Here is a 22900-nt window from a genome sequence, read left to right on the forward strand (position 1 = left end):
CACTTTTGCGCACATGGGTTTACCCGGAATCAACGGCTTACATAGGCCGTCATCTGAGGAGGGTCCGTCACCGCCTGCCCGGCCGCGAGCCAGCAGGCCGCGCAGAAGGCCAGCGCGCCCAGGAGATAGCAGAACACGGCCAGCAGCTGCGCGGGCCAATGGCCGCGCGTCAGATGCCCGGTGTAGCCTTGACGCAACAGGCTGACCTGCGCCAGGTAGGCGAACACCGCGCCCAGGCAGGTCGCCAGGAAGCCGCCGAGCAGCAGCGCCAGCGGCAGTTGCAGATCCGGCGGCGCCGCGATGTCGCCGCCGACGATGCCCAGCAGAAATGCCGTCAGGATCAGCGCCGCGCCCCCGTTGAGCCACCCCAGGAACCGGAACGCCCCGACGAATAGCGAGAACGACACGGCGCTGGCGCGGATCTGCTGAGAGCGGGGATCCATGGATCAGCCTTCGGCGCCCTTGCGGCACGTGGGCGTAGCGCTCTGGATCGATGCCTTGGCGGCGGCGATCTCCGCGGCGTCCCAGGGGCTCTCGCCCAGGACCGTGATGGTCACCTTGGAGGTGGAGGGCGTGTCGGTCTCGGCGGAGATCAGCTCCAGCACCTTGGCCGGCTCCGTCACCTTATACAGCTGCACTTCGTCCGGCGCGCCCTTCTCGCCCTTCACGTGGCGCCAGGCATAGGCGACGTTATAGGCGTGCTGCACCTGGACGTGGCAGACGCGCACGTACTCGCCGGCGCGGCGGAACGCGGCCTCGTAGTTGGTATTGACGCTGAAGGTCTCTTTCACGACGCTATCGGACTCGTAGACCCCCCTGCTCGCGCAGCCGGCCAATACGACCACGGCCGCCACTCCCACCCACACAGACTTGCGCATGACACTTCCCGCTTCGAGATTCGGATTTCCGAGATTATGCCCCAGCCGAAGAGGCGGCAAATAGTCTCGCCGCGCGTAGCCGCAAGCTCCGCTTGCTTGCTGCCCCCGGAGGGGTGCTTTTGTCTTGGGGCACCCAAAACAAAAAAGCCGCGCGTGAAATGCGGGGCATTTCACGCGCGGCCTCGGGCCGGGAACGCGGCTGATGCCGCGGCCTACTTGGTGGCCGCGCCTTCGATCTTTTCCCCGCCGCGCTGGATGTCCTTGCCCGCGCCCGCAACCGTGTTGCAGCCCGCCGACAGCGCGGCGATCGAGAGCAGCATGACGAGAAAGACTCTGTTTTTCATGAATATCTCCTGTCTGGCCGAGAAAATCGAAACCCAGCATACCGCAAAGCCTACGATTTGGGCATCACCCGCGGAGCCCGCAAGGGCAGCGCCGGCGATTACGGAAGAACCCGCATATCCCCCTGGGGCGGCTGCTCCGGCATGGCTGCGCCTGTCGCGAAATTGGCGGCAATGGATTAGGATGCGCAAATGATCAAGAAACATGTATCGCAGAGCGCCGGTTCCTCTCCTCAAGGCTGGGGCTGGGAACAGCCTCAATGCCGCGGACAGGCGGCTTTGGCGCTGTTCATCGACGATCTGCATCGAATTCTGCAAACCCACGCTGCCGGCAAGCTCGCGGACAGCAGCACGCTGGCCGACGCGCAGCGCGACGTGAACGAACTCCTGGCCCGGTACAACGAAATCGCCGCCGCGCCGGATATTTTCCTTGGACAATCTGTCGAACTCAAAGAGGGCGTGGATCGCAATGGCGTATCCCATACGGTACCGATTTTTTCGCCGCGCCTGAAACAGTCATTGGTATCGATGCTGGGCCAGGCCGGCTGATACGCCGCCGGGCCCTTGCGGGATCAGGACCAGAACAGCAATAGCTGGAGACCCAAATGAACACGGACAACGTCGTAGAGTTTCTCCGGCTGCTGTCGCTGGACGTCACGCTGGGCGCCGCCGCCCAGCACGCCGCCAGCCAGGCCGACGCGCCCCAGGCCCTGGCGCGGCTGGCCACGGCGCACGGCCTGCCGTGCAGCGCCGCCGACTGGTCCGCTTTTGCCCGCAGCTGTCTGGACACCACGAATGAAACCGACCAGGAAACCGGCGTGGCGGATGCCGCCATCTGGCAACTGGTGCAGGATCCCGCCCAGGGCACCGGCATTCCCGCCAGCTCCATCACCCGGGTGATCGGCATCATCACCCAACCCGAAGGCGGCCCGCCCGTGGTGGGCCACGTCGTCGGCGACCTGGCGCCGCGCGCCCCCGCCGGCATGACGCCCTACCCGTCGAGTTCCTGATCCCGCGTCTGGGCGCCGCCCAGGAACGCCATGGCTCCGGCCGCCGCGACAACCCCACTGGCCATGCAGGCCGTCAGCAGGTAGCCGCCCGTCGGCGCCTCCCAATCCAGCATTTCGCCGGCGCAGAACACGCCCGGCGCCGCCTGCAGCATCAAACCCGGCGTCAACGCGTCGAAGGACACCCCGCCCGCGGTGCTGATGGCCTCGTCGATGGGACGCGGCCGCGCCAGCTTCAGCGGCAGCGCCTTGATGCGCAGGGCGAGGCGGTCCGGATCGCGGAAGTCTTCCGCCGTCGCGCATTCGCGCAGCAGGCCCGCCTTGACGCCCTTCAAGCCCAACCGGCTCTGCAAATGGCTGGACATCGAGCGCGCGCCGCGGGGATGCATCACCGCCGCCGTCACTTTTTCCTGCGGCCAGTCCGGCAGCAGGTCCAGCATCGCGATTGCCTCGCCGCCGGCCTCGATCTGGTCCCGCAGGGACGCCGACAGCGCATAGACCAGGCTGCCTTCGATGCCGGTTTCCGAAATCACGAATTCGCCTTGCCGGGCCAGCCGCAGCCCGTCGGGGCCCGCGCAGGCCATGGCGACCGACTTCACCGGCTGCCCGGCGTTGCGCTCGCGGAAATGCTCCGACCACGCCACGTCGAAACCGCAATTGGCCGGCCGCAGCGGCGCGACCTCGATGCCATGCGCCCGCAGGCCGGCCAGCCAGGCGCCATCGGATCCGAGCTTGGCCCAACTGCCGCCGCCCAGCGCCAGGATCACGGCGTCGGCCGCGTACGCCTGCTCGCCCTCCGGCGTATCGAAGCGCAGCGCGCCGGCGGCGGCATGCGCGTCCGCCGGCCAACTTAGCCAGCGGTGCCGCATATGCAGGCGCACGCCGCGCGCGCGCAGCCTCGCCAGCCACGCCCGCAGCAGCGGCGCCGCCTTCATCTCCTCGGGAAACACCCGGCCGGACGAGCCCACGAAAGTCTGGATGCCCAGGCCATGGGCCCATTCGCGCAAGCCGGCCGCGTCCAGCGCTGCCAGCCACGGCGCCACTTGCGGGGCGCGGGCGCCGTAGCGCGCCAGGAACGGGCCGGCCGGTTCGCTATGGGTGAGGTTCAGGCCGCCCCGCCCCGCCATCAGGAACTTGCGGCCGACCGAGGGCATCGCATCGAACACGTCCACCTGCACGGCATGCCCGCTCAGGCTTTCGGCGGCCATCAGACCCGCCGGACCGCCGCCGATGATGGCAACGCGCTTGACGACCGCGCTCATGGCGCCGGCGCCTTCAGGCCGATGGGAGGGACAACGGTGGCACGCGGCATGGGACAGGAATCGAGAGGGAATGCGGAAGTGGCGCGGGCAAGGATTGTCGCATAGCGGGGCGGCGCCTCCGGGCACGAAAAACGCCCCGTAGGGCGTTTATTGCGCGCAAGCGCCAAGCCATTGATATGGCGAGGAAAACCGGACATGCACAAGGACTATCCCAAGGCTTGTCCACAATCGCTGTGGGCAACTTTGCCCGGGAAGGCCCGCCGGCCGACGTCCTAGTTCGGGATCGCCGCCTGCATGGGCCCCGACCAAGGCTCGGCATCCAGCTGGAAGCGCAGCTCCTGGTACTCGCCGTCCACCGAGACCGACGGCAGCAGCCCGGCGTCCAGCGCCTGGCCGAGCGCGCGGCGGCAGAGGGTTTCGGGATCGTCGGGCAGGGACTGGAACACGCCGTCCGGGATGCGCAGCCGCAGCAGCGCCTGGGGATCGCCCTGCTCTGCCGGGCGGCCGATGTGGATGTGGGCCGGATAGCCGTGGGGGCACCAGATGCCCACGTGGTACTTGCCTTCGGCGCCCGTATCGGCGACATAGCCGGGATGATCGTATTTTGCTGTTCCCATGGCCCCTCCTCGAATGCGGCAACCTAGCGCGCGTAGCCCATCGTAGCGCAGGGCCGCGGGCGTGTGCGCCCGCGGGCCCCCGGGAAAGCCCGGGCTGGAACAAAGGTTTGACCCAGGGCAAGGGAAAGCGCCGCGCCGGTGCATGCGCGAGGCATGCCGGCCATGATTTTCGAGGGAAGGAGCCTCGCGGAGGGGAGCCGCCCGGCGGCCTGACGGCAAAAACAAAAAAGCCGCGAGAGGATCGCGGCTTTTCGTGAGGAATGGCGCACTGGATGCGCCGCCCGGATGCCCGGGTCCTGCTTGAAACTGGTTGCGGGGGCAGGATTTGAACCTACGACCTTCGGGTTATGAGCCCGACGAGCTGCCAGACTGCTCCACCCCGCGTCTGATGTGTGAATCATACATCATTTTGAAATCTTGTGCAGCGCACCCAGCGGTTTTTTTTGGTTTTTCGCCATTGCGGCACGAAAAAAAGCGCTGGCCTGGCGCAAAAGCCGGCCGGACAGGCCGGGCGGCTCCAGGCAAATCACTTCGGCCGACCCGATGGCCGTCAACCGCGCCACGCCGCCGTAGCCCAGGCCGTGCCCCTCCCCCGCGTTGATGCGCACCGAAACGGCGCCAGGCAGGTTTCCCGCGGCTTCCGGGCCGGTCACGGGTTCGTCGACCGTGACGCTGCCGCTGACGCAGACGACGGCGGAGCCGGCGCGCAGCACGAGTTGGCGGCTGGCACCGGCGGCAAGCGCCAAGCGGCGGGCCTGCATATCTGGGGCGGAATTCGAGCGCATCGTCATCTCCTGTCGGACCACTACAGGCTACGCCGCCGCTGCTATGCGCAACAGCCACACAATCCGGCTTTCTGTATCGATGCAGATGCTCGATTTACCAGCTGTTATGGTGTACTTTTCAAGAATCTGTGCCTAACGTCATTCCAACCTTGGGGAGCATGATCGGCGCATGGATCCGCAACCGCTCTATCTACGCCTGGCCAACCACTACCGGCGCGCCATCCAGGCGGGCGTGCTGGCGCCGGCGCAGCGCATGCCCTCCGTGCGCACGCTGGTGCGCACCCATCACGTCAGCCTCTCCACCGCGCTGCAGGCCTGCCGCCAGCTGGAAGACGACGGGCTGATCGAAGCCCGGCCCCGTTCCGGCTACTTCGTCCTGAAGCCCCGCCGCAACACCATTCCTCCGGTGGGCGAACCCGACATCCGGCAATCGCTGGGCGCCGCGCAGTACGTGGGCATTCACGACCGCGTCTCGGACTTCGTGGCCAAGTGCGAGGCGCATCCCGTCAGCGCCAACTTCGCGCTGGCCGCGGCGGTGCCCGAAGCCTATCCGATGGAAGCGCTCAAACAGGCCATGACCCGGGCCCTGCGGCTCTCGCCCGAAGTGCTGGTCAGCTCGGTGCCGCCGCAAGGGCATCCCGAGCTGCGCACCGTGCTCGCCCGCCGGGCGCTGGCCAACGGCATCAACGCAACGCCCGACGACGTCATCGTCACCCACGGCTGCATCGAGGCGCTGAATCTGGCGCTGCGCGCAGTCGCCCGGCCCGGAGACACCATCGCCGTCGAATCCCCCGCCTATTTCGGCCTGCTGCAAGTGCTGGAAAGCCTGGGCATGCGGGCGCTGGAGATCCCCACCAGCCCCCAGCACGGCCTCTCGATCGAAGCGCTGGACCTGGCCTTCCAGACCCACGGCAACATCCGCGCGGTGGTGGTGGTGCCCAATTTTCAGAACCCCCTGGGCTGCGTCATGCCCGACGCGGAAAAGGCCCGCCTGGTTGCGCTGTGCGAACGCCAGCAGGTGCCGCTGATCGAGGACGACACCTACGGCGCCTTGACCGACGACGACACACCGCTGGCCGCCGCCAAATCCTGGGACGCGACCGGCAACGTCATCTATTGCTCCTCCATGCACAAGACGCTGGCGCCGGGCATGCGGCTGGGCTGGTTGATCGGCGGGCGCTGGAAGGCCCGCATCGCCATGCTGAAGTTCGCGCAGAGCCGCCCCAACGAGCCGCTCGCGCAGATGGCGGTGGCGGAGTTCATGGGATCGCGCGCCTACGACCGCCACCTGTCGCGGCTGCGCCGGCACCTCAAGACCCAGCGCGACCAGACCGCCGAAACCATCGCCGCGCACTTCCCGTCCGGCACCCGGCTGAGCGTGCCGCAGGGCGGCATGCTGCTGTGGGTGGAAATGCCGGACGGCCGCTCGGGCATGGACGTGTTCGAGACCGCGCTGCGCCAGGGCATACGGGTCGCGCCCGGCTCCATGTTCTCGAACGGCACCCGCTATGACCACTTCCTGCGCATCAGCTGCGGGCAGCGCACCACGCCCGCCATCACCCAGGCGCTGCAGACCCTGGCGCGCATCGTGAGCGAGCGGCCCAGGAAATGAACCCGGCACTGCATCAATTCATCGTCGACTACGGCTTGTGGGCGGTACTGGCCGGCACTTTCCTGGAAGGAGAAAGCGTGGTGGTGCTGGCCGGCTTCCTGGCGCACCAGCGCCTGTTGCATCTGCCCGAGGTCATGCTGTGCGCCTTCGCCGGCTCGTTCGTGGCCGACCAGTTGCTGTTCTACCTGGGCCGGCGCTATCGGGAACATCGCTACGTGCGGCGGATCCGAGAGCAACCGGCCTTCGGCAAGGCGCTGGACCTGGTCGACCGCTACCCTCACGGCTTCATCCTGGCGCTGCGCTTCCTCTATGGCCTGCGCACGGTCGGGCCCGTGGCACTCGGGGTGTCGCGCGTTTCGCCGCTGCGCTTCCTGGCGCTCAACGCCGTCGCGGCCGCCATCTGGGCAGTGTGCTTCAGCGCCCTGGGCTATGTGTTCGGGCAGACGATCGAATCCATGCTCGGCCGCCTGCATGGCGTCGAGACCAAGCTGGCCGTGGCCGCGGGGATCGGCGTGGCGATATGGCTGGCGTACCACCTGTACGCGAGGCATGCGAGGCGCAGGAAATAACGGCGGGCCGCGTCAGAACACCAGCTGTCCGCTGGCTCGCAGCACGTGGCGGCGCCTGGCCTTGCGGTACCAGCCGCCGAGCAGGGGCAGGCGCGCCAGGCGGCGCAGGATGGGATGGCGCTGGTCGAAGTCATGCCAGGCCTTGAAGCCATGCCCCATGCGCTCCCAGCTCTGGCGCGCCTCGGGCGAGAGTTTGCCGGGGTCGAAAGCCGCCAGCTTTGCCGCTTCCGAAACGCGCGCCGCCATCGCTGCATTCCGGCGTTCCGATGAATACTGATTCCGCATGGGGGCGCATATTACCCGGCTTGGGCATGCCCTGACGATCACTTCGGCATGGCGTCGCGATGCGCGCCGGGAGCCTCCTTTGACCGCCTTCGGCAAGCCCTTGTAATCAAAGGGATTTGCGCAGCTATGCCCGCGCTATCCCAAGGCTTGTCCACAGAAGTTGTGGGTAACTCGCCCAGATTGCGCGGCTATTTCAGGGCCGCGGCGACCATATCGCGCACGCTCTCGAATCCCGCCACGTACTGCGGGTTTTCGGAGCGGGCCAACAGGCTGGAGTAGTTCTGTTCCAGCTGGGCCTCGATCGCCTCGCGCAGGCCGGGCGAAGCCTTGGCCAGGTGCAGCATCGACAGCAGGGTCGAGTTCAGCGCGTCGATACGGCCGCCCTGGTGCGATATGGTATGCACGATGACGGCGATTTGTTCCTGGATGTCCATGGGTAATCCTCCTGGCAATGAAAGTCGGCGCAAATCCTAGCATGGCCCCCGGCGGCGGGCGCTAGGCAAGCCCGGCGCGGCGCGCTAGCATGAAAGCGTAGCCGCAAGGGCGCCCCGGCGCACGCCGCCGGCGCGTCCCGCGGCGCCCGGCGAACCACGGAGCGCGCTCATGAAGACGATCCAGAACTACGTCCCCCCGGATGCCCAGTCCATGCGGCGCCTGCAGGAAAGGCTGGGATACGGCGACGCCCGCATGGCGGAGCTGGCCGGCCTGGATGCCGCGAACCCCTGGTCCAGCTATATCGGCGGCCCGGAACCCCGCGCCCTGGGCCGCCAGCGCCTGTTCTTCGTGGCCGCCCGCCTCACCCTGGACGAAGCCGCCTGGCAGCGCGTGCTGGCCGCCATGCACGAGTTCGGCGCCCGCTTCGACTACGCGGACCCGCCGTCCGCCGGCGAAGAGGCGGCCCCCGAACTAGTGGCAGACGAAGAGCGCAAATTCGGCATGCTGCTGGTCAGCCGCAACGGCTCTTTCCACGAAATGGAGCAGTTGCGCGAATTCGCGCACTTCGCGCACGAACTCGACGTCAGCCGGTTCGTGCACTCCGCCTTCTACGACAGCGACATCGACCTCTGCCGGTTCAGCTTCGCCGACCACGACGGTCTGGACGCCGCGAGCCGCGACCGCATCTTCGACGCCGCGCGCAAGACCATTACCCGTTTCGAGTTCGACGGGCGCATCTATCAAGGCGGCATCCCGCCCGAATCGGACGGCTAGGCGTGTTGACGCGGGGAGGCCGGGGCCTGTACCGTCGGCACTCGCCTCCTTGCGCCCCACGCCCCCGCCTACCGCATGAACGAACGACTCGACGCCATCGACCGGCAACTGCTCAGCCTGCTGCAAGCCAATGCGCGCGAGCCGGCGGCCATCCTGGCCCGCAAGCTCGGGCTGGCGCGCACGACGGTGGTGGCGCGCATCGCCCGCCTGGAACGCGAGCACATCGTGGCCGGCTACGGCGTGCGCCTGGGACGCCTGCTCGAAGAGGCCGCGGTGCGCGCCTACTGCTTCATCAGCGTGCTGCCCAAGACACCGGCCGCCGTCATCCGCGAACTGGAGAAGATGCCGGAGGTCGAGGAAGTCTCGTCGGTCAGCGGCCCGTACGATTACCTGATCTTCCTGCGCTGCGAAACCCATGAGCAGCTCGACGAACTGCTGGACCGCATCGGCCTGATCGATGGCGTCAAACAGACCCAGACTTCGATCGTGCTCAGCCGCAAGGTCGACCGCCGCGGCGCGGTGGGCGCGCCCTGAAATGATGGTGTAATGGTGCCTACCGTGATTTCAGGACCCTCCATGCTTGCTCGTCTTGCCTCCGCCGCCGCCCTGCTCGCCCTCCTGGGCGCCTGTTCCAGCATGAGCGAGGTCACCTCCGTCGGGAAGGACACGTACAGCGTCACCTACAGCTCCGGCACGCAGCTGCTGACCTGGGTCGAAATCAAGAACCAGACGCTTCAGCGCGCCGAACAATATTGCCAGTCCAGCGGACGCAAGCTGCAAAAGCCGAAGATCACCTCCAACCACGCGACCGGCCTGGGCTCCAAGCGCGCCACGGTCACCTTCGAATGCGGCGTCATCGAGCCGCCGAAGCAAGACAAGCAATAAGCCCGGCCACCGCCCCGGGCGGCGCCCGCGAACGGGTGTAGCATTATCGGCATCGCAACCCCGACTCCAAGCACCGTGAATACCTCCCTGCCCGTGGGAATCACCATGGGCGATGCCGCCGGCATCGGCCCCGAAATCGTCGTCAAGGCATGCGCGCAAGGCCTGGGCGCGCCTAGCGTGGTCTATGGCGACGCGGCCGCGCTGCGCCGCGCCGTCGAGCAGCTCGGCGCCAGGCTGACGGTGAACGAGGTCGCCGACGTCGGCCAGGCCCGGCCGGGCGCGGGCCATATCGACGTCATCGCCTGCAGCCCCGCGCTGCCTCCCGACCTGCCCCTGGGGCGCGTCGACGCGGCCGCCGGGCGCGGCGCCTACGACTACGTGTGCGCCGCCATCGACGACGCCCAGGCCGGCCGCATCCGCGCCATCGTCACCGCGCCGCTGAACAAGAAATCCATGCACGCCGCCGGCATCGACTACCCCGGCCATACCGAGATCCTGGCGGAGCGCTCGGCCACGCGCGACTTCGCCATGATGCTGGCCAACGAAGAATTGCGCGTGCTGCTGGTGACCATACACGTCGCGCTGGCCGACGTGATCGCGCGCATCACGCCGGAAGCGGAGCTCACCGCCATGCGCCTGGCCGACAGGGCCTGCCGGCAAATGGGCATCGCGCACCCCAGGGTCGCCGTGGCGGGCCTGAATCCGCACGCCGGCGAAGGCGGGAAGTTCGGCCGCGAGGACATCGACATCATCGAGCCCGCGATCGCCGCGGCCCGCGCGGAAGGCATCGACGCCAGCGGCCCCTGGCCCGGCGACACGATCTTCATGCGCGCCCGGCGCGGCGAATTCGATATCGTGGTGGCGCAGTACCACGACCAGGGCCTCATTCCGGTGAAGTATCTGGGGCTGGACCATGGCGTGAACGTGACGGTCGGGCTGCCCTTCGTGCGCACCAGCGTGGACCACGGCACCGCCTTCGACATCGCCGGCAAGGGGCTGGCCGATCACGCCTCGCTGGTGGCGGCGTTCGACCTCGCGCTCGCCATGACGCCCTGAACGCGGCGGCCCCTGCCCGCCGCGTTCCGCGTTGCGCGCCGAGGGCCGACACCTTCCCGTCAGGAAACTCCGGCGGGCCGGGTCTACAATACGCCCCGTTTCCGGCGCCCCGCGGCGCTTTCCGTCCGTTCCCCCCGATCGTCCATGTCACGCCTTGCCCGCCTTCTTCCCGACCGCTTCACTCTCTACCTGATCTGCACCGTCATCATCGCCAGCATCGTGCCCGCCCACGGGCAGGGCGTGGTCGTGTTCGGATGGATCACCAACATCGCGGTGGGCCTGCTGTTTTTCCTGCACGGCGCGCGGCTGTCCCGCGAGGCCATCATCGCCGGCCTGACGCACTGGAAGCTGCACCTGACGATCTTCTCGGCGACCTTCCTGATGTTCCCGCTGCTGGGCCTGGCGCTCAAGCCGGTGCTGGAACCGCTGGTCACGCCCGAGCTCTACCTGGGCATCCTGTTCCTGTGCTGCCTGCCCGCCACCGTGCAATCGGCCATCGCGTTCACCTCGATGGCGCGCGGCAACGTGCCGGCCGCCGTGTGCAGCGCCTCCGCGTCCAGCCTGGTGGGTATCTTCCTGACGCCCCTGCTGGTGGGCACCGTCGTGGCCAACGCGGGCAGCGCGCCGATTTCTTTCGACGCCGTCGGCAAGATCATGCTGCAGCTGCTGCTGCCCTTCGTGCTGGGCCAGTTCGCCCGCCGCTGGATCGGCGCCTGGGTCCACAAGCGCAAGGCCATGCTGAAGTTCGTCGACCAGGGCTCCATCCTGCTGGTGGTCTACACCGCCTTTTCGGAAGCCATCAACGAAGGCCTGTGGAGCTCGACCCCGATCCCCGCGCTGGTCGGCCTGGTCGTGGTCTGCTCCATCATCCTTGCCCTGGCGCTGGGCCTGTCGGCCCTGGCCGGCAAGGTGCTGGGCTTTAACGTCGAAGACCGCATCACGCTGCTGTTCTGCGGCTCGAAGAAGAGCCTGGCCAGCGGCATCCCGATGGCGCAGGTGCTGTTCGCCGGCCACGCGGTGGGCGCCATCGTGCTGCCGCTGATGCTGTTCCACCAGATCCAGCTGATGGTCTGCGGCGTGCTGGCCGCGAAGTTCGGCAAACGGCCCGAAGCGCAGGCCTGAAGCCGTTCGCGCCGCCCGAAAAAAATCCGCGCCCGATGGCGCGGTTTTCTTTCGCGACGCGGATCAGTACATGTCCCGCGGCTGCGCGCCGGAGAAGTTCAGGAAGCGCGTGCTGGAGCCCTGGAACGTCAGGCGCACCGAACCGATCGGGCCGTTACGCTGCTTGCCGATGATGATCTCGGCCGTGCCCTTGTCCGGCGAATCGGGGTTGTAGACCTCGTCGCGATAGATGAAGAGGATCACGTCCGCGTCCTGTTCGATGGCGCCCGATTCCCGCAGGTCGCTCATCACGGGCCGCTTGTTGGGACGCTGTTCCAGGCTTCGGTTCAACTGCGACAGCGCGATCAGCGGGCAGTTGAGTTCCTTGGCCAGGCCCTTGAGGGAACGGCTGATTTCCGACACTTCGGTGGCGCGGTTCTCGCCCGAGCCGTTGCCCGACATGAGCTGGAGGTAGTCGATGATGATCAGGCCGAGCTGGCCGCACTGGCGCGCCAGCCGGCGCGCGCGGGCGCGCACTTCCATGGGGCTGAGCGCGGGCGATTCGTCGATGTAGACCTGCGCATCCTGCATCAGCTGCACCGCGTGGGTCACGCGCGGCCAATCTTCGGCGATCAGCTTGCCGGTACGCATGCGGTGCTGGTCCAGCAGGCCGACCGAGCCCAGCATACGCATGGCCAGCTGCACCGCGCCCATTTCCATGGAGAACACCGCCACCGGCAGCCCTTCCTCGATGGCCACGTGCTCGCCGATGTTCATGGAGAACGAGGTTTTGCCCATGGACGGGCGGCCGGCCACGATGATCAGGTCCCCGCCCTGCATGCCGGAGGTCATCTTGTCGAGGTCGGTGAAGCCCGTGGGCACGCCCGTCACGTCGGAGGTGCTCTCGCGGTGATAGAGCTCGTCGATGCGCTCGACCACCTGGGTCAGAAGCGGCTGGATCTCCTGGAAGCCGGCGGCGCCGCGCGCGCCCTCCTGGGCGATCTGGAACACCTTGGATTCGGCCTCGTCCAGCAGCTGGCGCGCTTCCTTGCCCTGCGGGTTCATGGCGGCCGAGGAGATCTCGTCGGCGATGGACACCAGCTTGCGCAGCATGGCCCGCTCGCGCACGATCTCGCCGTAGCGGCGGATGTTGGCGGCAGACGGCGTGTTGTGCGCCAGCGCGTTCAGGTAGGCCAGGCCGCCGGAATCCTCGACCTTGCCGGCGCTGACCAGCGATTCGTGGACGGTGATGACGTCGGCCGGGCGCGCCAGACCGATCAGGCGGGCGATGTGGTGCCAAATCAGCCGGTGGTCGTGGCGGTAGAAGTCTTCTTCCACCAGCACGTCGGCGATGCGGTCCCAGGCCGCGTTGTCCAGCAGCAGGCCCCCCAGAACCGACTGCTCCGCCTCGATGGAATGGGGGGGAACGCGCAGGTATTCGAGTTGGGGATCGGCAGGTGTGGTCATGGCTTCAATAGTAACGGCTGCAGGATATCCGCGACGCGGAAGAACCCTTGGATATCGCGCGAGGGCAGGCGCCCCAGCACGGCGCGCAGGGGAGCGGCGGTATTGCACAGGAGCCGCGCCAGGCGCGTGAGGCGGGCCCGGACCTCGGGATCCGGGTTGTGCTCGAAATAGACATCAAGCGCCAGTTTACCCAGGCTCCGGGCGGCGTCGTCCGGCAATTTGCGCAGGGATGCCAGGGAGGCCAGCATCTGGAACAGATCATAGGCCTGGGCGAGCGGGCGCGACAGGGTCGAGCCGATGTTCTCTTCGAAATCGATGCGCCACAGCTCGCCGTCGCGCAGCGTGACGTTGCGGATCTGGGCGCCGCCATGCCACATGCCGCGGACATGGAAGGCGGCCAGGTCGGCCGCGGCGGCGCGCGCCAGCCACAGCCGGGAGGTGGAGTCCTCGTTCCGGATCAGGTCGGCGAGGTCCTCGCCCACGTATTCCAGCACGAGCAGGCCCTGCTCCTGCCACCAGACCTCGGGCACGCGGCAACCGGCCTCCAGCAGCTGTTCCAGCCGCTGCGATTCATGCGCGAGGCCGTTGCGCAACAGCACGCCGGGCCTCGGGAACTCACCCAGGAAAACCTTGCAGCCCATGCCCAGGAACAGCGCGCGCGCATAGCGCATGACGTAGCTGATGCCCCGGCCGATGCTCGGGCGCCGCCGCTTGATGATGCAGCGCACGCCATCTATCGTCACATCCCGCACCGACGGTTCACGCGGCGCGTCCACGCTGTCGAGCCAGGCGCGCAGGCCGGCCGGGGCGTTTTGATGAACGGGGGGCTGGGTCAAGGGGTCCTCTGAAGATACGCCGCGCCTGATACTAGGCAAAAAACCAGGCAAAAAAAAGCCGGCGCGCGGGCCGGCTTCTTTTTACTGCCGGTACCGGCTTAGGACAGTTCGCCTTCGACCAGAACCGTGATGTCGACCAGCACGTCGGCGTGCAGGGCGACCTGGACCGGGAACTCGCCAACCGACTTCAGTTGGCCGGTGGGCATGCGCACCTGGGCCTTTTCCACGGCTTCGAAACCAGCCTTGCGCAGGCCGTCGGCGACGTCGGCGTTGGTGACCGAGCCGAACAGGCGGCCGTCGACACCAGCCTTCTGGACGACCTTCAGCTGGAAGCCGGACAGGCGCTCGCCCAGGGCTTGGGCAGCGGCCAGCTTTTCAGCCTGGGCCTTTTCCAGCTCGGCGCGGCGAGCTTCGAATTCCTTCATGGCGGCGTCGGTTGCGCGACGGGCCTTCTTCTGGGGGATCAGGAAGTTGCGGGCGTAGCCATCACGCACGCGGACGACTTCACCGAGGTTACCCAGGTTGACGACTTTTTCGAGCAGAATAACTTGCATTTCAGTGCCCCGGATTAGTTGTGGTTGTCGGTGTAAGGCAACAGAGCCAGGAAGCGCGCGCGCTTGATGGCGGTGTCCAGCTGGCGCTGGTAGATTGCCTTGGTGCCGGTCAGGCGAGCCGGGATGATCTTGCCGTTTTCTTGCACGAAGTCGCGCAGGGTGTCCAGATCCTTGTAGTCGATCTCTTCCACGCCGGCAGCGGTGAAGCGGCAGAACTTACGACGCTTGAAGAGCGGGTTCTGCTGCGTGAATTTGCGTTTTTCCTTGCGTTTTCCGAAGAAAGCCATGATATGTGCCTCTTTGTTTGAGGGGACTGGGTTTTACCCGAATCGGGCCCGAATCCCCATAACCTATCCGTATTCAGAAGGCGCTTTCGCACCTCTTGCTCATTCCCTTCAGGCCACCTGCGGATCGCGTCCCGCGCTGCCGCCGATCTTGCGCGCCTGCTGCAGATGCAGCTTGATCTTCACCGAGTCTTTGCGGACGGGAGCCAAAAACCCCTGCACCAGCAATTCAGACCCTAAAGCGGTGTTCTTCAACAACAGCGCCAGATCGCCCAACGCCACGGCCGTGATGGTCAGTTCGACGCGGCGCGGAAGGCCTGCTTCGATGACTTCCGACTCGTGGGCCAGCAGCATTTCCAGCGCTGGCAGTCCGGCGGGAGTGTGGCGCAAAGGCTCGCATTCGAGAACGCGGGCGCTGAGTTCCAGCTTGTTCATCCTGCCAGGCACCGAGGGGACCACATGGAATGAGCTCTGCGTGAGCCCTGCTTACTCGGCCTGAGCCGCGGCTGCTTCCGCCGAAGCCTTGCGGGCTTCTTCGCGCTCGACCGACTTCATCATGATCGAGGGAGCGGTCTGGGCCTTCTTGGTCTTGATGACCAGGTGGCGCAGAACGGCGTCGTTGTAGCGGAACGAGTGTTCCAGCTCATCCAGCGTGGCTTGGCCGCACTCGATGTTCAGGCAGACGTAGTGAGCCTTGACGAGCTTCTGGATCGGGTAGGCCAGTTGACGGCGGCCCCAGTCTTCCAGGCGATGAACCGAGCCGCCTTGGCCCGTGACCAGCGCTTGGTAACGCTCGACCATGGCGGGCACTTGCTCGCTTTGGTCGGGGTGAACGATAAACACCACTTCGTAGTGACGCATGAGTAAAACTCCTTGAGGATGTCTCGCCGGCCTGGCGTCCCGCATCCGCGCTTTCCATCACGGATGTACGCTGCGTTTTCACGCGCTATTGGAGGTGACGCCGGCCCGCAAGGGGCAGCCCGCTACCCAAAAACCATGGGCGGTCGAGCAAGAAAGCTCTCGATTATCGCCGATCGGGCGGTTCGACGCAAGCCGCAATCCCCTGAATAATCAGGGACGTGCCATTTCCCCCGCCGGAGCCGGGCCCTGGGCGAGATCGGCGGGCTCGATGTCGCGGGGCCGGTTGACCACGCTGACCATCACGTAGCTAATGATCATGAGCAGGAACCACGAGCCCAGCTTGGCGACCGACACCCACTCCCAGCCGCCGGACTGGCTGGGGTAGCGCCAGGCGTTGGCGAAGGTGCCGATGTTCTCGGCGAACCAGATGAACAACGCCACCAGGACGAAGCCCAGCAGGAGCGGCATGCGGCGGTAGTCGCGCCAGATCCGGAAGTACACCCAGGTCCGGGCGAACAGCAAGGCCGTCAGCGCGAACAGCGCCACCCTGAAATCCACGATGAAGTGGTGGGCGAAGAAGTTCACGTAGATCAGCACGGACAGGAGCACCGTGGCCGCCAGCGGCGGGTGCGCCCGGAAGCGGAAGTCGAACAGCCGCCAGACCCGCGCCAGATAACTGCCCACCGCCGCGTACATGAAGCCCGTGAAGAGCGGCACCCCGCCAATGCGCAGCACGCTGGTCTCGGGATAGATCCAGGAACCCGCCGCCGTCTTGAACAATTCCATCCCCGTGCCCACCACGTGGAACATGAGGATCACGCGAGCCTCGCTCCAGGTCTCCATGCGCAGCGCCAGCAAAAGCGCCTGGATGCCCAGCGCCGCCAGGGTCAGGAAATCGTAGCGGGCGAGGAAAACGTCCTTCGGATACCACCAGTGGGTGCCCAGGAGCAGCGCGCACATCAGGCCGCCGAACAGGCAGACCCAGGCCTGCTTCACCCCGAAGCGCAGGAACTCGTACAGCGCCACGCCGAAACGGCCGCGGCCGGCCAGATGACTGGCCAGCCGCGATTCCCTGTCCTGCAGCCTGGCGATGAGCGGCCAGTCGCTGGCCGCCGGATGACGCACGGGAGGCTCAGCCTTCCACGACGGCGTAGGCCGAGTGGTTGTGGATCGATTCGAAGTTCTCGGCTTCCACGCGGTAGCGGGCGATGCCGGGGTGCGCGTTCAGGCGAGCCGCCACGTCGCGCACCAGGTCTTCGACGAACTTGGGATTGTCGTAGGCGCGCTCGGTGACGTACTTTTCGTCGGGGCGCTTCAACAGGCCCCACAGCTCGCACGAACCTTCCTCTTCGATCAGGCGGATGACGCTGTCCATGCCGATGTCGCCGTTCAGGATGGCGGACACGGTCACGTGCGAGCGCTGGTTGTGCGCGCCGTACTCGGAGATGGCCTTGGAGCAGGGACAGAGGCTGGTGACGGGCACCTGCACGATCAGTTCGAACTCGACCGCCTCGCCCTGCGCGCGGGCGATCCACTGGACTTCGTAGTCCAGCAGGCTCTGCACGCCGGAGATCGGGGCGGACTTGTTGATGAAGTACGGGAACGATGCCGTGATGTCGCCGCGCTCGGCGTGCAACAGCGGCAGCATGTCCGACGCCATGGCGCGGAACAGGGCCGGCGTCATGGGGGTGCTGCGGTACTTTTCCAGCAACGCCACGAAGCGGGACATGTGCGTCCCCTTTTCTTCGGGGGGCAGCGCCACCGTCAGCGTCCAGTTGGCCACGGTGCCCTGGGGCGAGCCGTCGCCGCTTTCAACCAGCATGGGGTGGCGCACGCCACGGATGCCCACGCGCTGAATCGGGATGTGCCGGGTGTCCGCCGAACTCTGGACGTCGGGCATCACGATGGCGGGGTCGATCGGAGAATTCATTTCGCTTACCTGTCTAGGCGTTGGTCGTGGATACGCACGGGCCTAGGAATCTAGAGAAGGGGGCCATTATCGCCCATACTCCGGCAATCGCCAGGGAAAACCCTTTTCTTCGTAGGTTAGCGGGGCCGGAACAGTGTGTTGCATCCGCGCGGGTCCGGCTACGCGGACCCGCGGGCAGGCGCCTCAGCCCAGCAGGTCGGCGTAGCGTGCCCGGATCGAGCGCTCGATGCCGGCGGCATCCAGGCCGACGCCGGCCAGCAGGGCCGATTGTTCGCCGTGGTCGATGAACTCGTCGGGCAGGCCCAGCTGCAGCACCGGGACCTGCACGCCGGCGGCGCTCAGCGTTTCGAGCACGGCGCTGCCCGCCCCGCCCATGATGGAGGCGTCCTCCAGCGTGACCAGGGCATCGTGCCGGGCGGCCAGGTCCAGCACCAGCTCGCGGTCGATCGGCTTGACGAAGCGCATGTCGGCCACCGTCGCATCCAGTTTTTCGGCGGCGCCGAGGGCAGCCTGCACCAGGGTGCCGAAGCCCAGGATGGCGATGCGGGCGCCTTCGCGGCGCACCACGCCGCGGCCAAGCTCGGCGGTCTCCAGGCCCGGCGCCTCCGCCGCGCCGCAGCCGGCGCCGCGGGGATAGCGCACCGACGCGGGGCCGGGGTACTGATAACAGGTCGAGAGCAGCAGGCGCGTTTCGTTTTCGTCCGACGGCGTCGCCACCACCATATTGGGCACGCAGCGCAGGAAGGCGATGTCGTAGTTGCCGGCGTGCGTGGCGCCGTCCGCGCCCACGATGCCGGCGCGATCCAGCGCGAAGGTGACGTCCAGGTTCTGCAGGGCGACGTCGTGGATGAGCTGGTCGTAGCCGCGCTGCAGGAAGGTGGAGTAGATCGCCACGACGGGCTTCTGCCCTTCGCAGGCGACGCCCGCGGCGAAGGTCACGGCATGCTGCTCGGCGATGCCCACGTCGAAATACCGTTGCGGGAAGCGCTTTTCGAACTCGACCAGGCCGCTGCCTTCGCGCATGGCGGGCGTGATGGCGACCAGGCGCGGGTCCTGCTCGGCCATGTCGCACAGCCATTGGCCGAACACCTGGGTGAACGTGCGCTTGCCCGGCGCCTTGGATTGCTGGATGCCGACCGCCGGGTCGAACTTGCCCGGACCGTGGTAGAGGACGGGATCCGCTTCGGCCAGCTTGTAGCCCTGCCCTTTCCTGGTCACGACGTGCAGGAACTGCAGGCCTTCCAGGGCCTTGAGGTTCTGCAGGGTCGGCACCAGGGCGTCCAGGTCGTGGCCGTCGATGGGGCCGACGTAGTTGAAGCCGAACTCCTCGAACAGCGTGGCCGGCGTGACCATGCCCTTGGCGTGCTCTTCGAACCGGCGCGCCAGTTCCAGCACCGGCGGCACATGCTGCAGCACGGCGCGGCCGACGTTCTTGGCCGCGGCGTAGAAACGGCCCGACATCAGGCGCGCGAGATAGCGGTTCAGCGCCCCGACCGGCGGCGAGATCGACATGTCGTTGTCGTTCAGGATCACCAGCAGGTTGATGTTGGGCGTGACGCCGGCATTGTTCATGGCCTCGAACGCCATGCCCGCGGACATCGCGCCGTCGCCGATGACGGCGATGTGCTGGCGCTGCACGCCGGCATTGCGCGAGGCCACCGCCATGCCGAGCGCGGCCGAGATGGACGTGGACGAGTGCGCGGTGCCGAAGGCGTCGTACTCGGATTCGCTGCGCTTGGGGAAGCCCGAAATGCCGCCCTGCTGCCGCAGCTGCGCCATGCCGGCGCGGCGGCCGGTCAGGATCTTGTGGGGATAGGACTGGTGGCCCACGTCCCAGACGATGCGGTCATGGGGCGTATCGAAGACCTGGTGCAGGGCCAGCGTGAGCTCGACGGTGCCCAGGTTGGACGACAGGTGCCCGCCCGTTTTGGATACCGATTCCAGCACGAAGCCTCGCAGCTCGTCGGCGAGCCTCTTGAGCTCGCGGCGATCCAGGCGCTTGAGGTCTGCCGGGGATTGAATGCGGTCCAATAAATCTGTCGTCATGCTTTTATATGGTTCGTTGGCCCGGCCTGTTTCCAGCCCGGGCTTGTCTCGGCTCAGCGGTCCCGGAGGACGATGAAATTGGCCAGTTCGGCCAGGCGCGAGCCCGCGTCGCCCAGGGGCGCCAGCGCGGCCAGCGCATCTTCGCGCAATTCTTCGGCAAATGCCCGAGCCTCGGAAAGCCCGAGCAGCGACACGTACGTGGGCTTGTTCTCCGCCGCGTCCTTGCCCGGCGTCTTGCCCAGGCTGGCGGTGTCGGCGGTCACGTCGAGGATGTCGTCCACGACCTGGAACGCCAGGCCCACGGCCTGCGCGTAGGCGTCCAGCGCCTGGCGCGAGGCCGAGCTGGCGCCCGCGACGATCCCGCCCAGGGCCACGCTGCAGGCGAGCATGGCGCCCGTCTTCATGCTGTGCATGGTCTGCAGTTCATCGCGCGACAGCGCGCGGCCGACGCTGAAGAGATCGATGGCCTGCCCGCCCGCCATGCCCTGGCTGCCCGCGGCGCGCGCCAGCGACTGGGTCGCCTGCACGATGAGCGCGGGCGCGATCGGCATGGAGGCCAGCAGGTCGAAGGCCAGCGGCTGCAGCGCGTCGCCCGCCAGCATGGCGGTGGCTTCGTCGAACTGCACGTGCGTGGTGGGCCGGCCGCGGCGCAGCGTGTCGTCATCCATGCAAGGCAGGTCGTCGTGCACCAGCGAGTAGGCGTGGATCAGTTCCACGGCAGCCGCGGCGCGGTCGAGCGAGGCCTCGATGGCCAGGACGCTGCCGCTGACCGGGCAGGCCTGCCCGGCCGCGTAGACCAGGGCGGCGCGCACCCGCTTGCCGCCGCCCAGCACGGCGTACCGCATCGCTTCATGCAGACGGGAGGGCAAGGCGTCCGCGGGAGGCAGGAGATCGTCCAGGACGTCCTCGACATGCCGCACGCGCCCCTGCAGCCACTCCGGGAAGGGGAGTTGGATTTGCTTCATCGGATTCTTATTCGTCATCCAGCGCCGCCGGATCCAACGGGCGCAGCAAGTCGCCCTCCAGGACCTTCACCTGCTGTTCGGCCTGCGCCAGGCGATCCTGGCAGACTCGCGTGAGCGCCACGCCGCGCCGGTAGGCGGCCAGCGATTGCTCAAGCGGCAACGATCCGTCTTCCATGGCCGCGACCAGCGATTCGAGCTCGGCCAGCGCCGTTTCGAAATCCTGGGGCAAGGGACGGTCATCAGCCTGCGGGTCGGCTTGTGAGGGTTTGGCCAAACGGGTCTCCGAGGACGCTAGGGGTGGATCAATCCGTGAATTGTACGAGATACCCAAGCCCTGTCCCGATGCGCCGCGCGTCTCAGGCGGGCGCCCCCGCCAGCCCGGCGACCGCCGCCCGCAACAAAGGCGCCACGCGCTCGCGCAGGTCCGCCTCGGGCAACAGGCTCGCGGGCCCGCCGCAGCTCATCACGAATACGCCCTCGCCCGTGACGGAGGTAAACGGCACCGCCGCCGCATGGATTCCCGATTGCCATTCCCCGATGGCGAAGCAGCAGCCGGACTCGCCCAGTTCCGCGCGGGCCCGGTCGATGGCGGCCGCGGCCGGCGCCGCCTCGCCCAGGCGCGCCAGCGCGTCGGCGCAGGCCGCGCCCGGCAGGCTTGCCAGGTAGGCGCGGCCCATGGCGCTGTCCAGGCTCGCGCGGTAGCCGACCGGCAGGCGAAGGTAGAGGGCGGAGGATCCGTGGATGGCCTCGACGTAGGTCATGGCGTCGCCGTCGAAGGCGCCCAGCGCCACCGCGCCGCCCGTGGCGCGGGCCAGTTCGGTCATGGACGCCTTGGCCAGCTCCCGCACCTCCAGCCCGGCCAGCAGGCCGAAACCCAGGGCCAGCACCCCGTAGCCGGGCGAATACTTGCCGGTATCGGGGTGATAGCGCAGATAGCCCAGCTCGGTCAGCGTGTAGGTGATGCGGCTGATCGTGGGCTTGGGCAGGCCGGTCAGGCGAGCCAGGTCGAGGTTGCCCAGCGCGGTGACGCCGTGCCGGAAGCAGCGCAGCACGTCCAGGCCGCGGGCCAGCGCCGTGATGAAGTCGGGCGAATTGGCCCCCTCCCCGCTGCCCGCGGCGCGCTTGCGGCGCGCCGGCAGGCTCAGTTCGACCTTGCCGTCCGGCTTGGCGGCGGGATGGACGATGCGCTTGGCGTCAGAAAAAGATTGCATTTCTATTCGCTTCGTTTTTATAGTTTATTTCGAATAACAAAATTAAATTCCATTTTACGGAATTTAAAACATCCTCGATGAACTGGCAAGCGCAGATGTCCCATTCCGGGACGCCCCGGCGCAAGGCCAGGACCGGCGATCCACACCTATAGCGACATCAAGGGGAACTCATGATACGCACGAGCTTCAAACTGCTGGCCACCCTGGTCCTCGGCGCCGCGGCGCTGGGCGCCCAGGCCGACACCTTCCCGTCCCGACCGATCAAGGTCGTCTCGCCCTTCCCCGCCGGCGGCGCCACCGACGTGCTGACGCGCGTCCTGGCCGAGCGCATGGCCAAGACGCTGGGCCAGCCCATGATCGTGGAAAACAAGGCCGGCGCCGGCACCTCGATCGGCGCGGCCTTCGTCTCGCGCGAAGCGCCGGACGGCTACACCATCCTGATGGCCACCAACTCCACCCTGGTGACGAACCGCTACCTGTACAAGGAATTGCCCTACGATCCGGACGGCTTCGCCCGGATCGGCATGGTGGGCGTGGGCCCCCTGGTCCTGCTGTCCAGCCCCAAGCGGCCGTTCAACAACACGCAGGACCTCGTCGCGTACGCCAAGCAGAACCCCGGCAAGCTGACTTTCGCCACGTTCGGGCCGGGCACGTCCTCGCACCTGGCGGGCGAACTCTTCAAGAAGCGCGCCGGCATCGACATCCTGCACGTGCCGTTCAAGGGCGCGACCCAGGCCCTGCCCGCCCTCATCAGCGGCGACGTGGACCTGTTCTTCGACATGGTGGCCACCGGCATGCCGCAAGCCGACGCGGGCAAGGTCAAGGTGTTCGCCATCACCAGCCCCAACCGCCTGGCCACGCAGCCCAAGCTGGAAACGCTGTCCGAGCAGGGCTATCCCGCATTCGACATGACCGCCTGGTTCAGCTTCGTCGCGCCCAAGGGCACGCCGGCGCCGGCGCTGGCGAAGCTGCAGCAGGCCCTGGCCGAAACGCTGCAGGACGAAGCGGTGAAGAAGCGCATGCTGGACATGGGCATCGATCCGCGGTCCGGCACCCCGGCCGAACTGGACAAGCAGATCAAGACCGAACAGCCCATCGTTTCGCAGCTGATCCAGCAGGCCAACATCGTCCTGCAATGA

The 22900-nt window shown here is 67.3% G+C and carries 30 protein-coding genes and 1 tRNA gene; 10 read left to right on the plus strand and 21 right to left on the minus strand.

Annotated features, from left to right (window positions below):
• Positions 1–29: 29 nt before the first annotated feature.
• The 3 genes from ADE01S_RS25425 to ADE01S_RS25435 form a co-directional block, all read right to left on the minus strand.
• On the minus strand, positions 30–443 hold the full coding sequence (locus ADE01S_RS25425; RefSeq protein WP_062684526.1) for a hypothetical protein: 414 nt from the start codon (positions 441–443) through the stop codon (positions 30–32).
• Positions 444–446: 3 nt separating this feature from the next.
• A complete protein-coding gene (locus ADE01S_RS25430; protein WP_062684527.1) occupies positions 447–878 on the minus strand; it encodes a BPTD_2524 family lipoprotein in 432 nt (143 codons plus the stop codon).
• A 212-nt stretch (positions 879–1090) separates the two neighbouring features.
• Entirely contained in the window at positions 1091–1222 is a 132-nt protein-coding gene (locus ADE01S_RS25435) for an entericidin A/B family lipoprotein (protein ID WP_062684528.1), read from the minus strand.
• 189 nt (positions 1223–1411) lie between these two features.
• Here ADE01S_RS25435 and ADE01S_RS25440 point away from each other — a divergent pair, with 189 nt between their 5' ends.
• The gene (locus ADE01S_RS25440) at positions 1412–1768 is read left to right on the plus strand and encodes a hypothetical protein (protein WP_062684529.1); all 357 of its coding nucleotides are present in this window, start codon (positions 1412–1414) and stop codon (positions 1766–1768) included.
• 56 nt (positions 1769–1824) lie between these two features.
• A complete protein-coding gene (locus ADE01S_RS25445) occupies positions 1825–2229 on the plus strand; it encodes a hypothetical protein (protein ID WP_062684530.1) in 405 nt (134 codons plus the stop codon).
• On the opposite strand, the gene ADE01S_RS25450 is transcribed toward ADE01S_RS25445, so the two are convergent.
• The 4 genes from ADE01S_RS25450 to ADE01S_RS25465 form a co-directional block, all read right to left on the minus strand.
• Positions 2211–3488, minus strand: coding sequence for a TIGR03862 family flavoprotein (locus ADE01S_RS25450; protein ID WP_075873467.1), 1278 nt, complete (start codon positions 3486–3488; stop codon positions 2211–2213). The two genes, ADE01S_RS25445 and ADE01S_RS25450, sit on opposite strands and share 19 nt — an antisense overlap.
• Before the next feature lie 272 nt (positions 3489–3760).
• The gene (locus ADE01S_RS25455; RefSeq protein WP_062684531.1) at positions 3761–4105 is read right to left on the minus strand and encodes a hypothetical protein; all 345 of its coding nucleotides are present in this window, start codon (positions 4103–4105) and stop codon (positions 3761–3763) included.
• Positions 4106–4412: 307 nt separating this feature from the next.
• Positions 4413–4489, minus strand: a tRNA-Met gene (locus ADE01S_RS25460).
• A 20-nt stretch (positions 4490–4509) separates the two neighbouring features.
• Positions 4510–4890, minus strand: coding sequence for a hypothetical protein (locus tag ADE01S_RS25465; protein ID WP_062684532.1), 381 nt, complete (start codon positions 4888–4890; stop codon positions 4510–4512).
• Positions 4891–5059: 169 nt separating this feature from the next.
• On the opposite strand from ADE01S_RS25465, the gene ADE01S_RS25470 reads away from it, so the two are divergent.
• Positions 5060–6502 (plus strand): aminotransferase-like domain-containing protein, encoded by a 1443-nt coding sequence (locus tag ADE01S_RS25470; RefSeq protein ID WP_062684533.1) that lies wholly within the window; start codon positions 5060–5062, stop codon positions 6500–6502.
• Positions 6499–7071 (plus strand): DedA family protein, encoded by a 573-nt coding sequence (locus tag ADE01S_RS25475; protein WP_062684534.1) that lies wholly within the window; start codon positions 6499–6501, stop codon positions 7069–7071. Before ADE01S_RS25470 ends, ADE01S_RS25475 begins: the two co-directional genes overlap by 4 nt.
• 12 nt (positions 7072–7083) lie before the next feature.
• Here the strand turns inward: ADE01S_RS25475 and ADE01S_RS25480 are convergent, their stop codons facing one another.
• Together ADE01S_RS25480 and ADE01S_RS25485 are read right to left on the minus strand one after the other, a co-directional pair.
• Positions 7084–7317, minus strand: coding sequence for a hypothetical protein (locus ADE01S_RS25480; RefSeq protein WP_062684535.1), 234 nt, complete (start codon positions 7315–7317; stop codon positions 7084–7086).
• Positions 7318–7544: 227 nt separating this feature from the next.
• Positions 7545–7790, minus strand: coding sequence for a hypothetical protein (locus ADE01S_RS25485; RefSeq protein ID WP_062684536.1), 246 nt, complete (start codon positions 7788–7790; stop codon positions 7545–7547).
• A 169-nt stretch (positions 7791–7959) separates the two neighbouring features.
• Here ADE01S_RS25485 and ADE01S_RS25490 point away from each other — a divergent pair, with 169 nt between their 5' ends.
• The 5 genes from ADE01S_RS25490 (at position 7960) to ADE01S_RS25510 (ending at position 11628) form a co-directional block, all read left to right on the plus strand.
• Complete coding sequence (locus tag ADE01S_RS25490; protein ID WP_062684537.1) at positions 7960–8565, plus strand: hypothetical protein; 606 nt, start codon at positions 7960–7962, stop codon at positions 8563–8565.
• A gap of 75 nt (positions 8566–8640) precedes the next feature.
• Positions 8641–9099, plus strand: coding sequence for an Lrp/AsnC family transcriptional regulator (locus ADE01S_RS25495; protein WP_062684538.1), 459 nt, complete (start codon positions 8641–8643; stop codon positions 9097–9099).
• Positions 9100–9141: 42 nt separating this feature from the next.
• Positions 9142–9450 carry a hypothetical protein gene (locus ADE01S_RS25500; protein ID WP_062684570.1) on the plus strand — a complete coding sequence of 103 codons (309 nt, stop codon included), beginning with the start codon at positions 9142–9144 and terminating at the stop codon, positions 9448–9450.
• 75 nt (positions 9451–9525) lie between these two features.
• On the plus strand, positions 9526–10506 hold the full coding sequence (pdxA, locus tag ADE01S_RS25505) for a 4-hydroxythreonine-4-phosphate dehydrogenase PdxA (protein WP_082775897.1): 981 nt from the start codon (positions 9526–9528) through the stop codon (positions 10504–10506).
• Positions 10507–10650: 144 nt separating this feature from the next.
• Complete coding sequence (locus ADE01S_RS25510) at positions 10651–11628, plus strand: bile acid:sodium symporter family protein (RefSeq protein ID WP_062684540.1); 978 nt, start codon at positions 10651–10653, stop codon at positions 11626–11628.
• A 63-nt stretch (positions 11629–11691) separates the two neighbouring features.
• Here the strand turns inward: ADE01S_RS25510 and ADE01S_RS25515 are convergent, their stop codons facing one another.
• The 12 genes from ADE01S_RS25515 to ADE01S_RS25570 all read right to left on the minus strand — a co-directional run bounded on the left by ADE01S_RS25515 (position 11692) and on the right by ADE01S_RS25570 (position 21761).
• Positions 11692–13074 (minus strand): replicative DNA helicase, encoded by a 1383-nt coding sequence (locus ADE01S_RS25515; RefSeq protein ID WP_062684541.1) that lies wholly within the window; start codon positions 13072–13074, stop codon positions 11692–11694.
• Positions 13071–13910 carry a BUD32 family EKC/KEOPS complex subunit gene (locus tag ADE01S_RS25520; RefSeq protein ID WP_062684542.1) on the minus strand — a complete coding sequence of 280 codons (840 nt, stop codon included), beginning with the start codon at positions 13908–13910 and terminating at the stop codon, positions 13071–13073. The genes ADE01S_RS25515 and ADE01S_RS25520 overlap by 4 nt, the downstream gene beginning before the upstream one ends.
• A 98-nt stretch (positions 13911–14008) precedes the next feature.
• On the minus strand, positions 14009–14464 hold the full coding sequence (gene rplI, locus ADE01S_RS25525; RefSeq protein WP_062684543.1) for a 50S ribosomal protein L9: 456 nt from the start codon (positions 14462–14464) through the stop codon (positions 14009–14011).
• A 14-nt stretch (positions 14465–14478) separates the two neighbouring features.
• Positions 14479–14751 (minus strand): 30S ribosomal protein S18, encoded by a 273-nt coding sequence (gene rpsR / locus ADE01S_RS25530; protein ID WP_006218308.1) that lies wholly within the window; start codon positions 14749–14751, stop codon positions 14479–14481.
• A gap of 108 nt (positions 14752–14859) precedes the next feature.
• A complete protein-coding gene (gene priB / locus ADE01S_RS25535) occupies positions 14860–15183 on the minus strand; it encodes a primosomal replication protein N (RefSeq protein ID WP_062684544.1) in 324 nt (107 codons plus the stop codon).
• 51 nt (positions 15184–15234) lie between these two features.
• Positions 15235–15609 (minus strand): 30S ribosomal protein S6, encoded by a 375-nt coding sequence (rpsF, locus tag ADE01S_RS25540; protein WP_062684545.1) that lies wholly within the window; start codon positions 15607–15609, stop codon positions 15235–15237.
• 210 nt (positions 15610–15819) lie between these two features.
• Positions 15820–16734, minus strand: coding sequence for a DUF817 domain-containing protein (locus ADE01S_RS25545; RefSeq protein WP_062684546.1), 915 nt, complete (start codon positions 16732–16734; stop codon positions 15820–15822).
• Between the two features lie 7 nt (positions 16735–16741).
• Positions 16742–17539 carry a GTP cyclohydrolase FolE2 gene (folE2, locus tag ADE01S_RS25550; RefSeq protein WP_062684547.1) on the minus strand — a complete coding sequence of 266 codons (798 nt, stop codon included), beginning with the start codon at positions 17537–17539 and terminating at the stop codon, positions 16742–16744.
• 183 nt (positions 17540–17722) lie between these two features.
• On the minus strand, positions 17723–19585 hold the full coding sequence (gene dxs / locus ADE01S_RS25555; protein WP_062684548.1) for a 1-deoxy-D-xylulose-5-phosphate synthase: 1863 nt from the start codon (positions 19583–19585) through the stop codon (positions 17723–17725).
• Positions 19586–19638: 53 nt separating this feature from the next.
• Positions 19639–20550: a polyprenyl synthetase family protein gene (locus tag ADE01S_RS25560; protein WP_062684549.1), complete on the minus strand. Its 912-nt coding sequence runs from the start codon at positions 20548–20550 to the stop codon at positions 19639–19641.
• A 7-nt stretch (positions 20551–20557) separates the two neighbouring features.
• Positions 20558–20824: an exodeoxyribonuclease VII small subunit gene (locus ADE01S_RS25565; protein ID WP_062684550.1), complete on the minus strand. Its 267-nt coding sequence runs from the start codon at positions 20822–20824 to the stop codon at positions 20558–20560.
• A gap of 82 nt (positions 20825–20906) precedes the next feature.
• Positions 20907–21761 carry an IclR family transcriptional regulator gene (locus tag ADE01S_RS25570; RefSeq protein WP_062684551.1) on the minus strand — a complete coding sequence of 285 codons (855 nt, stop codon included), beginning with the start codon at positions 21759–21761 and terminating at the stop codon, positions 20907–20909.
• A 170-nt stretch (positions 21762–21931) separates the two neighbouring features.
• On the opposite strand from ADE01S_RS25570, the gene ADE01S_RS25575 reads away from it, so the two are divergent.
• Positions 21932–22900 (plus strand): Bug family tripartite tricarboxylate transporter substrate binding protein, encoded by a 969-nt coding sequence (locus ADE01S_RS25575; protein ID WP_062684552.1) that lies wholly within the window; start codon positions 21932–21934, stop codon positions 22898–22900.

It is taken from the genome of Achromobacter denitrificans NBRC 15125 (assembly GCF_001571365.1).
GTDB lineage: Bacteria > Pseudomonadota > Gammaproteobacteria > Burkholderiales > Burkholderiaceae_B > Achromobacter > Achromobacter denitrificans.